Genomic DNA, 13,839 nt, shown 5'->3' with positions numbered 1-13,839 from the left:
CGGTGCCGGGATGACGGGGCGCGGGGTTACTTCGTCAGCGCCATTGGCACCACTGGCAGCCACACCGCGCTGGGGCTGCTGCCGCCGCGTTCGATCGTTACCGTCGCCTTCTTGTACGCGTCCTTGGGGGCGGTGAAGATGTTCGGGACATAGGTTTGCGGGTTGCGGTCGTAGAGCGGGAACAGCGACGATTGCACCTGCACCATGATGCGGTGGCCCGGCTGGAACACATGGTTCACCGTCGGCAGGCGGAAGCGATAGCGCTGTGTCCGGTTCGCCGGGATCGCCGAGGGCTTGGCGAAGTCGTTGCGATAGCGGCCGCGGAAGATATCGAGGCTGATCGGTAGCTGATACCCGCCCATCGCCGGTTCGCCGGGCACCACGTCGGGATAGACGTCGATGACCTTCACCACGAAATCGCCGTCGGTGCCGGTCGTTTTCGCAAAGATGTCGGCGATCGGCGCGCCCGATACCTTGACCGGCTGGGTCAGGACCGGGGTCTGGTAGGTCATGACGTCGGTGCGGCCATCGGCATGGCGCTGGTCGCTGACCAGCCACGCCTTCCACCGGCCATCGTCGAAATTGACCGGGCGCGACAGGTGCGGAACCGGCTTCGCGGGGTCGGAGACATAGCTGTCGCCGCCGGGCTTGGCAGGTGCGAAGCCGAGGTCGCCATCCTCGCCCAGATAGATGGGCTTGAGCGGCGCGGCGCAGCCCTTCTCGCAGGCGAGCGGCCAGCCCGGCAGTTCGTCCCAGTGGTTCTCACCGGTATTGTAGATCAGCGCCTGCGGCGGGGTGAAGGCGGGGCGGCCGTCGCGCAGATACTGGTCGAAGAACGGGAACAGATACTTTTCGCGCCATTGCAGCGCGGTATCGCCGTTGAACTTCAGGTCGCCCAGCGTCGAGCCGTCGTAGTTGGCGCCGCTGTGGCGCCATGGCCCCATGACGAGGAAGTTGTTGCCGCCCTTGCCCTTCGCCTTCAGCGCCTCCCATGCGGTGATCGCGCCGTACATATCCTCCTGATCCCACAGCCCCTGTTCCCACATGGTCGGAACGTTGGAGGGGTTGGCGGCGAGCAGCTTGTCGAGCGCCTGCCCCTGCCAATAGGCGTCGTAGGACGGGTGCGCGACGAAGCGCTGCCAGAAGGGGAGCTGGGCATAGCCCGACGCCTTGGCCCAGTCGTTCGCCGAGCCGACGTTCCGGAACTGGTCGTAATCGTCGTAGGTGGTCGACGGCGGGGCGGCGCCGGCACCCTTGTAGCCGGTCTGGCTGCCGATCCAGCCGATATTGGCGAGGCGGAACGCGCCGTAATGGAACCAGTCGTCGCCCATCCAGCCGTCGATCATCGGGCTTTCGGGTGCTGCGACCTTCAGCGCGGGATGGGGGGCGAGCAGCGCCATGACGACGGTGAAGCCTTCGTAGGACGAGCCGAGCATACCGACGCGGCCGTTGCTTTCGGGCAGGTTCGCCTTGTTCACCAGCCAGTCGATCGTGTCATAGGCGTCGGTGACATGATCGACGTCGGTCGGGTTGAGCGGGCCGCGTACCGGGCGGGTGACGACATAATCGCCGTCCGACCCGTATTTGCCGCGAATGTCCTGAAACACGCGGATATAGCCGGCGCGGGTAAAGACCTCGTCGCCCTGCGGCAGCGTCGCGACATAGCTGGTGCTGTCGGCGCGGGCGACGCGGCCCGACGCGTTATAGGGGGTGCGGGTCAGCAGGATCGGGGCGTTCACCGCGCCCTTCGGGATCATGATGACCGTGTGCAGCTTCACCCCGTCGCGCATCGGGACCATCACTTCGCGCTTCACATAGTCGTATTTGTCGGTCGGCGGCACGAAGTTCGCCGGAATGTCCCCCTTGGCCGGCCAGATGTCGGGGCCGGGGGCGGCGGTCTGCGCCGCGAGCGACGACGCGCCGAGGGCGAGGGTGCAGGCGAGAAGCAGCGGGCGGATACGCATCGATACGGGCTCCACGGGAGATGATGTTTCATCGTCCGGTGGTGGTGACGCGAAGTCAATTACGAACTGTTTCCAAGGTTACGAAGTTGCCACGCACTGCGCAGCAAACGGCAGCGGCGCCGCCCCCGGTTCAGGGGCGACGCCGCCGCGTAAGTTGACACGCGATCGCGTTATGCGCCCTGCGGGGTCGGCGATCCGAAGGGTCCGCGGGGGCGGCGGGTCTTGGGGATCGAGGTGCCGCCGGCGGCCAACGGGGTGGACGGCGTCCCTTCGTCGCGGCCGATATCCTCGCCCGCGATCAGGCGCTTGATCTCGTCACCCGACAGAGTTTCGAATTCGAGCAGCGCGCCGGCCAGCAGATGCAGCTGATCGACATGGTCGGTCAGCAGCTTGCGGGCGCGGTCCAGACCGCCTTCGACGATGCGCTTGATCTCGCTGTCGATCAGCTCGGCGGTCTTGTTCGACATCCGCGCCGGGGCCGACGACGAATAGCCGAGAAAGCTTTCGCCCTGCGGTTCGCCATATTCGACCGGACCCACCGCATCGGACATGCCCCAGCGGGTGACCATGTCGCGGGCGAGCGAAGTCGCCTGCTGAATGTCGCCCGATGCGCCCGACGACACCTTGTCATAGCCGAAGATGATTTCCTCGGCGATGCGGCCACCCATGGCGACCGACAGGTTCGCGTACATCTTGTCGCGGTGGTAGCTGTACGAATCGCGTTCCGGCAGGCGCATCACCATGCCCAGCGCACGACCGCGCGGGATGATCGTGGCCTTGTGGATCGGGTCCGATGCCGGTTCGTGGAGCGAGACGATGGCATGGCCAGCCTCGTGATAGGCGGTCATCCGCTTTTCATCGTCGGTCATCACCATCGAGCGCCGTTCGGCACCCATCATGACCTTGTCCTTCGCTTCCTCGAACTCCTGGTTCGCGACGAGGCGCTTGCCCTTGCGCGCTGCGGTCAGCGCCGCTTCGTTGACGAGGTTGGCGAGATCGGCACCCGAGAAGCCCGGCGTGCCGCGCGCGATGACGCGCGGATCGACGTCGGGCGCCAGCGGCACCTTCTTCATATGGACCTGAAGGATCTTGATCCGGCCCTCGATATCGGGGCGGGGCACGACGACCTGACGATCGAAGCGGCCCGGACGCAGCAGCGCGGGGTCGAGCACGTCGGGACGGTTGGTCGCGGCGACGATGATGATCCCCTCGTTCGCCTCGAACCCGTCCATTTCGACCAGCAGCTGGTTCAGCGTTTGTTCGCGCTCGTCATTGCCGTTGCCGAGACCGGCACCGCGATGACGGCCGACCGCGTCGATTTCGTCGATGAAGACGATGCACGGGGCCGATTTCTTGGCCTGTTCGAACATGTCGCGCACGCGGCTGGCACCAACGCCGACGAACATTTCGACGAAGTCCGAACCCGAAATGGTGAAGAACGGCACGCCCGCTTCCCCCGCGATGGCGCGGGCGAGCAGGGTCTTGCCGGTACCGGGCGAACCGACCAGCAATGCGCCCTTGGGAATCTTGCCGCCCAACCGCGCAAACTTGGTCGGGTCCTTGAGGAAGTCGACGATCTCGGTCAGCTCGGCGCGCGCTTCGTCGATGCCGGCGACATCGTCGAAGGTTACCTTGCCTTCCTTCTGCGTCAGCATCCGGGCGCGCGACTTGCCGAAGCCCATCGCGCCGCCACCGCCGCCGCCCTTCTGCATCTGGCGCAGGACGAAGAAGGCGATGCCGAGGAACAGCAGGAACGGCAGCGACTGGTACAGCATGACCAGCCAGATATTCGGCCCTTCGTCGGGGCGCGCGTTCATGACGACGTTCTTCGCGCGCAGCCGTTCGATCAGGTTGGGATCGTTCAGCGCGTTGGTGCGGAACTTGTCATCATTGGTATAGGTACCGGTGATGGTGGTCGTCGCGATGTTGACGTCGCGGACCGACCCTTCGTCGACCTTGTTCAGGAAGGTCGAATACGGGATCACCTGTCCCTGATTCTGTGTCGAGGGACCGTTGAACAACTGGACGAAGATCGCCAGCGATACGAGGATGCCGACCCAGATCAACAGGCTCTTCATCCACGGATTGCCGCCGCCATTGTTGTCGGGGCCGTTCTGCTTGTCGTTGTCGTTCATGCGGACGTGTTACCTCTCAGTAACCACAAGATAGGCCAGCGAAGGTTAATGACAATGGAACAACGTCGATCAGACTGAACGACGCGGCGGAGCGGAAGAAAACCGCCAAATTTGGCGCTTTGGCACGACCAGGATGCCGGCCTGGGTCGCGGGTTTCCCCGACTCGAGCGCGTCGAGCAGCGATTCGATATTGGTGGCGTCGGACCAGCGGCCTTCAGTGACGGCGTGAGTCGCGCGGACGTCGCCGATCGCGCGGCGGGCGAGGCGGCGGCGAAGTTCGCGCGGGAGGTCGGTGACGTCGATCCGGGTCGCTGCGTCATCGGCCGTGCGCCGGGTGCGCCAGAGCCAGTCGACGGTGTCGGTCAGCGCCGTATCGACGTCGCGACAATGCGCGGCGGCAGCGGCGAGCGCGAGCGGGTCGATCTGGCCGGTGGCGAGCAGCGCGCGGGCATGGGTGCGGTCGTGGCGCCGGTCGGTGTTCGATGGGTCGTCGATGAAGGGCAGGTCGGCGGCGAGGGTGCGTAGGTCCGCGCGACGCCACGCGAGGAGGGGGCGGATGATCGGGAGGGCCGGTGCCTTGCGATCCGACCGTAGCCCGGCGTTCGCAGGGGATCGGGCCGGGTCGGCGGCCCACCGATCGGCGCGAAAGTTCCAGCGGGGGCGGATGCCGGCGAGACCGGCGGGGCCGGAACCGCGCGCGGCGCGCATCAGGAAGGTTTCTGCCTGATCGTCGGCATGGTGCGCGGTGGCGAGCGCGCCGGCTCTCGCCGCGAGCGCCCAGTCGGCGAGGAGGGCGTAGCGGAGGTGGCGGGCCTGTGCCTGGATGCTGGCCCCGGTCGGGGGGTGATCGGGGAACAGGGTGGCGTGGGGGATGCCGTGGGTTGCGCACCATGTGGCGACCATCGCGGCTTCCTGCGCGGCGGCGGGGCGCAGGCGATGGTCGACGGTGGCGGCGATGACCGCGTTCGGGAAGGCGGCGGTGGCAAGCGCCAGCATCGCCATCGAGTCCGGGCCGCCGGAGACGGCGACCGCGAGCGGACTGGCGGGCGTCGGTGCCGGCGCGAGCGTGGTGAGGTCGGTGGTGAAGCGGGTGATGGCTTCGGGGGGGAGGGTCATTGGGGGGAGTGGGGGCGTGTTGTTGGGACGGGTCCCGCCGTGCTTCCGATCCGTTCGCCTGCCCCTCCCCGTTTGCTTCGAGCGCAGGTTCGAGCTTGTCGAGAACCGTAGTCGAGAAGGGGGTGCCTCGAACGACCCGTTCTCGACGGACACTTCTCGACTTCGCTCGAAGCTGCTCGAACCGAACGGCGTGGGTGGGGGGAGGTCATTCCGGCAACGAATAGGCGCGTAGTCTGACCGGGTGGCCCGAACGCAATCCCCCGCCATTCGTCCTGCGCAGCGGTCGACCCTGTCGAAATAGCGTCGCGAAGGACCGACACCAACGTTTCGATACGGGCCTTCGACAAGTTCAGTCCCTATTCAGCATGAACAATGTGCGTATAGCTGTGCATCATACACACTTGTTCGCCGTCCGCCCCTTCGCAATATCGGCCTTCATCGTCCCCGACATCTTGTCGCCATATACATCGGTCAGCTCGCCATAGACGTCGCAGGCTTCCTTGGTCTTTCTGAGCTTGGTCAGTGCGTCGGCCAGATAGAACAGACTGTCGGGGGCGCGTTCGCCGTCGGGGGCATTTTTGTAGTTTTCGTAGAACTCGCGGCTGGCGAGGCTGGGCTTGCCGTCGTCGAGATAGGCACGGCCGATCAGGTTCTGGGCGAAGCTGGCGCGGCGGTGTTTGGGATATTGCTGGACGACCGGACGGAGCGCGGCGATCGCTTCTGGATAGAGCTTCGCGTTCCACAGGCGATAGCCATAGGTGTAGCCGTCCTCGGCCGCGTCGCCGGTCGCAGGCTTCTCGATCGCGTTCACGCGGGCGGCGCGGGCCGGATCGGCGGCGGGCGTGGCGGCAGGCGTACCGAGCGTTCCGCCGCCATTGCCCGGACCGCGCGTGGCGGCCGGCGGCGGCGTGTCGGTGCTGGTGTCGCCCGCCGCAGCGATCGCGCCGGGGGTGGCGGGGGGCAGTGCGCCGGCCTCGGCAGTCTTCAGCCGGGCGTCGGTCGCGGCCTTGTAGGCGGCGAAGGACTCTTCGAGCTGGCGCTGCTTGTACTGCACCTGTTCGAGCTGACCGGTCAGCGACTGTTGCTGCGATTCGAGCGCGTCGATCCGCGCGGTCAGCGTGGCGAGCGGGCCGCTCGACGGGGAACCGGGAATGTCGGTCGGCTGGGTCGGCGCGGTGATCTGCGGCTCGACCTGATTGGGGGCGCCGCCGGGGAACACCTTGCGCTGCACGGCGCGCATCTCGCGCTCGAGCTTGTTGACGCGGCCGTCGAGCGCGCCCTGATCCTGGGCGGCGGCGGGCAGGGCGAGGAGCAGGCCGAGCGCGGCGAGCGGCAGGCCAAAGAAAGTACGCATGGAAAGGCCCTTCGAGGCGGAACGGGGAGGACTGTGGCGCATGTCGCCTGTCGCCACGCTTAACCCGCCGGGCTGGGGGTCGGCGTGGGCGTGGTGCGGCCGCGGATCGCGTCGGCGCTGATGCCGACGGTGACCGCGCGTTCGGCGGTGCCGAGCGGCGGCACGTTCGATCCGTTGAGCGTGACGGTCAGCAGATCGGGGCGGCCGGTGCGGATCTGCGGATTTTTGGCGGTCGCGGGCACGTCGTAGCGCTCGTTCGCGGCCATTTCCTTGTTCACCAGCGTGCCCGAATCGTCGAAGATCCGGACCCAGACCGGGCCGGTGGCGGTGAGCGTCACCTGTCCGCCGCTGGCCGGCGCGGCGACGGGGACGCTGGCACCGCCGGGGGCCGCGGTCGGGGTGGCTTCGGGCAGCATGCCGAGATCGCCGGCGACGGTCGCGGCGGGGGCCGCTGGCTCGTCCTGCCGGAACAGCGACGTGCCGAAGAACACACCGGCGACCAGCAACAGCACGATCGCGATCGCGGCGGCGGCGGCGACCAGCCCGCCCGACGGACCACGGCGCACGTCGATCGGCTCAAGGTCCTGCAGCGGTTCAGGACGTTGATAATTGGTGGCGAGTTCGGCGCGGAGCGCGCGGGCGACATCGGTCTCGTCGATATTCACCGCGCGGGCATAGGCGCGGCCGAACCCCATCGCATAGGTGGAAGAGGGCAGCGCCTGAAACTTGCTGTCCTCTACCGCTTCGAGGTGGCGCAAGGGGATGCGGGTGCGCTGCGCGATGTCGGACAGGGTCAGGCCCTGCGCCTCGCGTGCGGAGCGCAGCATCATGCCCGCCGTGCGTGGCGTGCCCGTGGTGCCGTCGCCGTCCATCATCACTACCCTTCTTACCCGCCGCTGCCAGCCCCCGGTCGCGAAGGGGTTTCGGCCAGCGGGCTGCGCCTGTCAACGCCGGAGCGGGGAGTTGGCGGGGAATTGGGGCGGGGATCGTATGTCATGCGGGTGGGGCGGCGGCATGCCCTGCCGTTGCGTTGCGTTGCGGGGCGCGCCCCCTCCACCACCGCTTTGCGGCGGTCCCCCTCCCCGCGTGCGGGGAGGAGTTTCAGGAGAGTTCCACGCCGTTCGTCCTCGCCCATTCTTCAAGGGCGGGGCGGAGGGTGCGGGTGGGGATGGCGAGCAGGCGGTCGATCTCGGCCATCGCCGCCTGCCGGTCGAGCGTGCGGATCATCGCCTTGACCGGGCCGACCGCTGCCGGGGTGATCGACAGGCGGTCGATGCCGAGCGCGATCAGCGCCATCGCTTCCAAGGGACGCCCGCCCATTTCGCCGCACACCGCGACCGGCTTGCCCGCTTCGTGCGCGGCCTTCGTAACGCGGCGCAGGAAGCGCAGGATCGCAGGCGACAGCCAGTCGTAGCGCATGGCGAGGCGCGGATCGGCACGGTCGGCGGCGAACAGGAACTGGGTAAGGTCGTTGGTGCCGATCGACAGGAAATCGAGGTTCGGCCACAGGAAATCCAGCACGTCGGCGAGCGCTGGCACCTCCAGCATCGCGCCGTAGCGGATGTCGGTCGGCAGCGACTTGCCGCGCCCGCGCAGCCATTCGCGCTGCGCCTCGAACAGGGTGCGGGCCTCGTCGAATTCCCACGGTTCGCTGACCATCGGGAACATGACGTTCAGCGTGCGGCCCGAGGCAGCCTCGATCAGCGCGCGGGCCTGTGCCTTCATCAGGCCTTCGCGACCCAATGCCAGCCGGAGCGCGCGCCAGCCCATCGCCGGGTTCTCTTCGGCATGCCCCTCGGCATGGTCGAGATAGGGCAGCGCCTTGTCGCCGCCGATATCGACGGTGCGGAACACGACCGGGCGGTCGCCGGCGACGTCCAGTACGTCGCGATAGAGCCGCTGCTGGCGCTCGCGCTGCGGCAGGGTGGCGGAGACGAGGAACTGGAATTCGGTGCGGAACAGGCCGATGCCGTCGGCCCCGGTCAGGTCGAGCGCGGCGACGTCGTCGCGCAAGCCCGCATTGACCATCATCGTAATGCGATGACCGTCGCGCGTGACGGGCGGTTCACCCTTCATCGCGGCGAAGGTGGCGCGGCGTTTCTGGGTCAGCGCCAGCTTCGCCTCGAACGCTTCCTCCATCGCCGGGGTCGGGCGGATGACCAGCAGATCCTCGACCGAATTGAGCAGCAGCCGGTCGCCCTCCGCGATCAGGCGGCGGACGTCGCGGACGCGGCCGAGCACCGGCACGCCCATCGCGCGAGCGACGATGACGACGTGCGCGGTCAGCGACCCTTCCTCCAGCACGACCCCTTTCAGGCGGCGGCGGTCATATTCGAGCAACTCGGCGGGGCCGAGGTTGCGCGCGATCAGGACGGTATCCTGTCGCAGGCCCAATTGCGCGGCGGTGCCGAGCTGGCCCGACACGATACGCAGCAACCGGTTGGACAGGTCCTCCAGATCGTGCATCCGGTCGGCGAGCAGCGGGTCCTTGATCTCGCGCATCCGCATCCGGGTGCGCTGCTGCACGCGTTCGATCGCCGCCTCGGCGGTCAGGCCGCTGTCGATCGCCTCGTTGATGCGGCGTGCCCAGCCCTCGTCATAGGCGAACATCTTGTAGGTCGCGAGCACCTCGTCATGTTCGCCGCCGACGCCGAATTCGGCCTGGTTCGACATGCGTTCGATCTGGTCGCGCATCTTGTCGAACGCGGCATAGACGCGGTGGCGTTCCGCCTCGGTATCTTCCGCCACGGTATGTTCGATGACGATGCGCGGCTGGTGAAAGACGGCGACGCCCGCGCCCATCCCCTCGACCAGCTTGAAGCCGGGCACCCGCACCGCGCCGGTCGCCTGCGGCCGGATCGACGCACCGGCGGTCGCGTCGATCAGGTCGGCATTGGCGATGAGTTCGGACAGCACCATCGCGACGGTCTGCAGCGCCTCGATCTCGATATCGGCATAGCGGCGCGGGTCGGCATGCTGCACGGTCAGCACGCCGACGGCGCGTTCGCGGCGGATGACCGGCACGCCGGCGAAGCTGTGATATTTGTCCTCCCCCGTTTCCGGGCGATAGGCGAAGTCGGGATGGCTCGCCGCCTCGGCAAGGTTCAGCGTCTCGACATTGGCGACGATGGTGCCGACCAGCCCTTCGCCCGGCGCGAATTTGGTGACGTGGACCGCCTCCTGCGCGAGGCCGACCGTGGCGAAGAGTTCGAGCAGCCCCTCGCGCAGCAGGTAGATCGAGCAGACTTCGCTATCGAGCGCCTCGGCGATGATGCGGACGACCGAGTTGAGCTTGGCCTGCGCCGGACTTCGCGACGCCATCACGTCGTGAAGGTTCGTCAGGATTTCGCGGGCGGAGGCGGTGGCCGATAGGGGCATGGCACAGGGCTAACACGGGAAGGAGGGGGCGTCACGACGCTTTAGGTCGGGGGCGGGGGGAATTGGGGGTGCTCCCATCGGTTCGTCATTCCCGCGAAGGCGGGAATCCATACACGCTGACGTTCGGGCAGGAAGCGCGCCGCTGCGTCTATGGGTCTCCGCCTTCGCGGGGACGACGGCTTGTTTACGGCCGACGTCGCCCGTTCGAACGTTTCGTCCGGGGGCGACGTTGCCGGCTCACAAATTGCGCACCAGCCGTTCGGCGACCGCGAGCCACGGGGCGATCAGCGCGACCGGACTGGCGCCGAGCCGGGTCGGGAGCAGCGACACCGCGTCGCCGTCGAACGCGAGCAGCCGGCCGTACACGAAGCGGCCGGCGGGGCCGGGGGCAAGGACGTCGCGGTGGAGCGCGGCGAGGTAATCGGCGGGGGCGAGGCGGCGGCACCAGACGAGGTCACCGGCGCGATAATCGCCGGTCGCGCTCTGCACGATCACGGTGACGAGATCGGGTTCGATGCGCGGCGGGGTGACGCTCATCGCCCGGCGCGGTGCGGCGGCACCCGACGCGTCGAGCAGCGCGGCGACCGGCAGGTCGGGCCGTTCGGGCAGGCGGACCAGATCGGCGGCATCGACCGCCAGCGCCCCGGCGATGCGGTTCAACCAGCCGACCGACACGGTCCGCGTGCCGGTTTCGAGGCGGCCGATGGTCTGCGCGGTTGTGGGGGGTACGCACCGGATCGCGACCTCCTCCAGCGTCAGCCCGCGGGCGCGGCGCACCTCGCGGATGGCGGTAATCATCAATGGCCCTTTCGCAAACCCATCTGGTACAATCGCTTTCCTACAAGCGTGACCCCATGGCAAGCCCGCCGGACTCGGTGATGGGAGATACGGAATGCGCGAACTGTTGGAACGGCGGCTGGAGGCCGGGCGGATCCGCGATGCGGCGGGCGGGCGGCGGGTGACGGTCAACCTGCGTGAATCGCCGCTCGACTGGCTGAAGGCGCGGTCGCTGGTCGATGGTCGGCAGTTCGAGGCGGGGGAGCGGCTGCGCGGCGATTTCGAACGCGCGTCGCTGGGGCCGCAGGTGACGATGCGCTGGGACGGTGCGCCACGCGGCAGCAACGGCGCAGCGATCGACCCGTCGGGCAGGCAGGTCGCGGCCAAGGCCCGGTTCGATGCGGCGATCGCGGCGGTCGGGCCGGGGCTGTCGGACATCCTGTGGCGAACGGTGTGCGCGAACGAGGGGCTGCCGGCGGCGGAGAAGGCGCTGGGCTGGCCGGCGCGGGCCGGGCGGCTGGTGCTTACGCTGGCGCTGGATCGACTGGCGGCGCATTACCGGTTTTGAGGAAGACGGCACCGGCCCGCTCCCCCACCCCACCACCCATTCATGATACTTGCGTGGGTGGTGGGGTGGGGTCAGCCCCGCAAAGTATTACTTTGCGGGGGCCCCGTGGGGGAGCGGGCCGGTGCCGCAACCAGAAACTTCCGATACGCCCAGCCGATTGCGATCAGCGCCGCGCCCAGCCCCATGAACGACAGGATGCGCAGCACGCCCGCCAGCGCGGCGGCATCGATCAGGAAGACCTTCAGCGTGGTGAGGGTCAGCAGCGCGAGGCCGAAGCGGCGCAGGTCGGCGCTGCCCACCGACAGGCCGCGCCACAGCCACACGATCGCGAGGCCGAGCATCGCCGCCGAATAGCCCCAGTTTTCGGGCGTCGACACCGGACCGGTCAGCAGCGTGCCATGCGCCAGCTGGCGAATGGTGGCGAGCGTCGCGGCAAGGGTGAGCAGCGCCGCGATCAGGCTGCGGCGGGGGAAGTCGCGCAGCCGCCAGACCAGCGCGGCGGCGAAGCCGAGGTGGAGCGTGGCGGCGTTCAGCAGCGGGAGCGGGCCGACCGCTTGCGGTATCCAGATCGGATTGAGGCCGAGCAGGTCGTACCAGACGAGACGCGCGAGGCCGAGCGCGAGGAAGGCGGTGGCAAGGCGGCGATGCCGTTGCCACAGCAGGGCACCGACCAGCAGCGCGAGGTCGGTCAGCAGGACGCGCTCGACGAACCCGTTGGCTTGGAAGGCGGGCAGGGTGGTGATGGCGAAGGGTTGTTTGAGCAGGACATAGCTGCCGAGGACGGTCAGCGCGATCTCGATCGGCACGATGACCCGGCGGAACGAGGCGAACAGCGCCGGCGCGCGCCATGCCGCGGCGAGGATCGCGATGCCGGGCAGTAGGATGAGGGTGGCGGCATCGGCGGCGCGCGGCAGATAGGCATAGGGAAAGACGTCGAAGCCGAGCGACTTGCCGAGCGCCACGCCGATCTGCGCGATCGGTTCGCCGGCGGCGAGGATCAGCAACAGCCATGGCAGCGCGGCCAGCCGTCCGATCGCATGGCGGTCGAAGCGCAGCGCGGCGAGTAGTACTCCACCCGCCGCCAGCGGCGCGAGTGCGAGCCATGGCGCGGGCAGATAGGTGGCGAGCAGGATGCCGACCGCCAGCGCGACCGTGGCGACACCCCCGACCAGTCCGGCATCGCCGGTCCCGCTGCGGTCGCGATGCCGCCATGCGAGCGCCGCCCCGGCCAGCGCGAGCAGCAGCCACAGCGCCGGACGCGCGATCCATGGCGTGCAGAACTGTGTCGCCAGCAGCGGGCAGATGCTGCCGATCAGGGCGACCCATGCCCAGCCTGCGCTGCGCCGCGACAACCCGGCACCGGCCCCCGCGAAGATCAGCATGGCGATCGGCACCATCGATTCGGTCGCGTTGCCGTCATCCTGCACCATCCCGGCCGCGGTCAGCAGGGTCACGAGAATCGCGGCGGCGATGGCGGCGGACAGCAGCGCGCTGTCGCGCCATGCGAGGAACAGCGCCGCCGCCGACAGCGTCAGGTAGAAGCCCCATGCCAGTGCCGAGAAATCGAGCATCGGCGCGATCGCCAGCATCTGGACCAATGCCGCCAGCAGCGGCGCGGCGCGCAGCCAGCGGCGCTCGATCGCGGCGCGCGGGGCGGCGAGGCTGCCGGCGACTGCGAGTGCGACGAGGAACGCGCCGATGCCCGCCAGCCGGTCGGGCGGGACCAGCGCGATCAGCAACCCCGCCCAGCCGAACGCGGCGACCAGCGCGCTCATCGCCAGCCACGCCCAGCCGCGCACGATGGCGAGGCTGAGCAGGGCGGCGACGAACAGGCCGAGATAGACCAGCAGCGCGCCGATGCCGGCGGCGTCATAGCCCGCGACCAACGGCGCCGCGAACCCGCCGACCAAGGCCATCACCGCGGTCGGCGGACCGTGGCGCAGCGCGAGGAACAGGCCGAGCGCGGTGATGGCCAGCATCATCGCGAACCCGGCAAGCGGATCGACCAGATGATAGAGCGCGGCGGCGAGATAGAGCGTGGCATAGGCCGAGGCGATGCCGGCCCCGGCCAGCACCTGGGCGATGCGCGGATCGTCATGGGTGGCAGGCAGGCGACGGGCCGCTTCGCTGCCGATCAGCAGCGCCAGCGCGAAGGCGGCGGCGAACGCGGTGCGGATCGCCGGGGTCAGCCACCCCGCCTCGATCGACAGCCGCACGAGGAAGATGCCGCCGACGACCAGCGCCAATCCGCCGATCCACACCGGCAGGCGGCTGCCGACGAGCGTTTCGAAATCGATGCTCGGTATGGTCGGTCGCGGCAACCTTGGGCGAGGCGGGGCGATGCGGGGGCGGTGCGCCTCGCGTGCCGCCGGTGCCGCCGCTTCGGGCAAGGCGATCGGCGGCGTGGGGGCGGCCAGTCGTGCCTCCAGCGCCGCGACGCGCCGCTGCAACCGGGCCAGCGCGACCGACAGGGCGATCACCGCGAGGAGGAGGACTATCGTCACCACTACCGGTTGTGGCACAGGCCGGGGGCCGGTGTCGCCCCTT

Annotated in this window: 9 protein-coding genes; 1 reads left to right on the top strand and 8 read right to left on the bottom strand. The window is 68.8% G+C overall.

The features are described 5' to 3' along the window. Positions 1 to 26 precede the first annotated feature (26 nt). From ASE91_RS04165 to ASE91_RS04135, 7 genes are all read right to left on the bottom strand, one after another. Positions 27 to 1,964, bottom strand: a complete 1,938-nt coding sequence (locus ASE91_RS04165; protein WP_056622959.1) for a CocE/NonD family hydrolase — start codon at positions 1,962 to 1,964, stop codon at positions 27 to 29. 170 nt (positions 1,965 to 2,134) lie between these two features. Further along, positions 2,135 to 4,099, bottom strand: a complete 1,965-nt coding sequence (gene ftsH / locus ASE91_RS04160; RefSeq protein ID WP_056402315.1) for an ATP-dependent zinc metalloprotease FtsH — start codon at positions 4,097 to 4,099, stop codon at positions 2,135 to 2,137. Positions 4,100 to 4,168: 69 nt separating this feature from the next. Beyond that, a complete protein-coding gene (tilS, locus tag ASE91_RS04155; RefSeq protein WP_056622957.1) occupies positions 4,169 to 5,215 on the bottom strand; it encodes a tRNA lysidine(34) synthetase TilS in 1,047 nt (348 codons plus the stop codon). A 391-nt stretch (positions 5,216 to 5,606) separates the two neighbouring features. Beyond that, positions 5,607 to 6,569 (bottom strand): hypothetical protein, encoded by a 963-nt coding sequence (locus ASE91_RS04150; protein ID WP_056622952.1) that lies wholly within the window; start codon positions 6,567 to 6,569, stop codon positions 5,607 to 5,609. A 59-nt stretch (positions 6,570 to 6,628) separates the two neighbouring features. Further along, positions 6,629 to 7,441, bottom strand: coding sequence for a helix-turn-helix domain-containing protein (locus tag ASE91_RS04145; RefSeq protein ID WP_235530302.1), 813 nt, complete (start codon positions 7,439 to 7,441; stop codon positions 6,629 to 6,631). A 229-nt stretch (positions 7,442 to 7,670) separates the two neighbouring features. Then, positions 7,671 to 9,947 (bottom strand): phosphoenolpyruvate--protein phosphotransferase, encoded by a 2,277-nt coding sequence (gene ptsP, locus ASE91_RS04140; protein ID WP_056622945.1) that lies wholly within the window; start codon positions 9,945 to 9,947, stop codon positions 7,671 to 7,673. A gap of 237 nt (positions 9,948 to 10,184) precedes the next feature. Beyond that, complete coding sequence (locus ASE91_RS04135; protein WP_056402299.1) at positions 10,185 to 10,745, bottom strand: helix-turn-helix domain-containing protein; 561 nt, start codon at positions 10,743 to 10,745, stop codon at positions 10,185 to 10,187. A 94-nt stretch (positions 10,746 to 10,839) separates the two neighbouring features. Between ASE91_RS04135 and ASE91_RS04130 the strand changes: the two genes are divergently transcribed. Next, complete coding sequence (locus ASE91_RS04130; protein WP_056622942.1) at positions 10,840 to 11,292, top strand: DUF6456 domain-containing protein; 453 nt, start codon at positions 10,840 to 10,842, stop codon at positions 11,290 to 11,292. 71 nt (positions 11,293 to 11,363) lie between these two features. Here ASE91_RS04130 and ASE91_RS04125 read toward each other — a convergent pair whose 3' ends face one another. Further along, entirely contained in the window at positions 11,364 to 13,814 is a 2,451-nt protein-coding gene (locus tag ASE91_RS04125; protein WP_235530301.1) for a DUF2339 domain-containing protein, read from the bottom strand. Positions 13,815 to 13,839: the final 25 nt, after the last annotated feature.

It is taken from the genome of Sphingomonas sp. Leaf62, from assembly GCF_001421915.1.
GTDB lineage: Bacteria > Pseudomonadota > Alphaproteobacteria > Sphingomonadales > Sphingomonadaceae > Sphingomonas.
This window is presented reverse-complemented; position numbering and strand designations above follow the sequence as displayed.

Coding starts and splice junctions, on each gene's coding strand:
- ASE91_RS04165 (WP_056622959.1), bottom strand. CDS start 1,964: ATGCGTATCCGCCCGCTGCTTCTCGCCTGCACCCTCGCCCTCGGCGCG.
- ftsH (WP_056402315.1), bottom strand. CDS start 4,099: ATGAACGACAACGACAAGCAGAACGGCCCCGACAACAATGGCGGCGGC.
- tilS (WP_056622957.1), bottom strand. CDS start 5,215: ATGACCCTCCCCCCCGAAGCCATCACCCGCTTCACCACCGACCTCACC.
- ASE91_RS04150 (WP_056622952.1), bottom strand. CDS start 6,569: ATGCGTACTTTCTTTGGCCTGCCGCTCGCCGCGCTCGGCCTGCTCCTC.
- ASE91_RS04145 (WP_235530302.1), bottom strand. CDS start 7,441: ATGGACGGCGACGGCACCACGGGCACGCCACGCACGGCGGGCATGATG.
- ptsP (WP_056622945.1), bottom strand. CDS start 9,947: ATGCCCCTATCGGCCACCGCCTCCGCCCGCGAAATCCTGACGAACCTT.
- ASE91_RS04135 (WP_056402299.1), bottom strand. CDS start 10,745: ATGATTACCGCCATCCGCGAGGTGCGCCGCGCCCGCGGGCTGACGCTG.
- ASE91_RS04130 (WP_056622942.1), top strand. CDS start 10,840: ATGCGCGAACTGTTGGAACGGCGGCTGGAGGCCGGGCGGATCCGCGAT.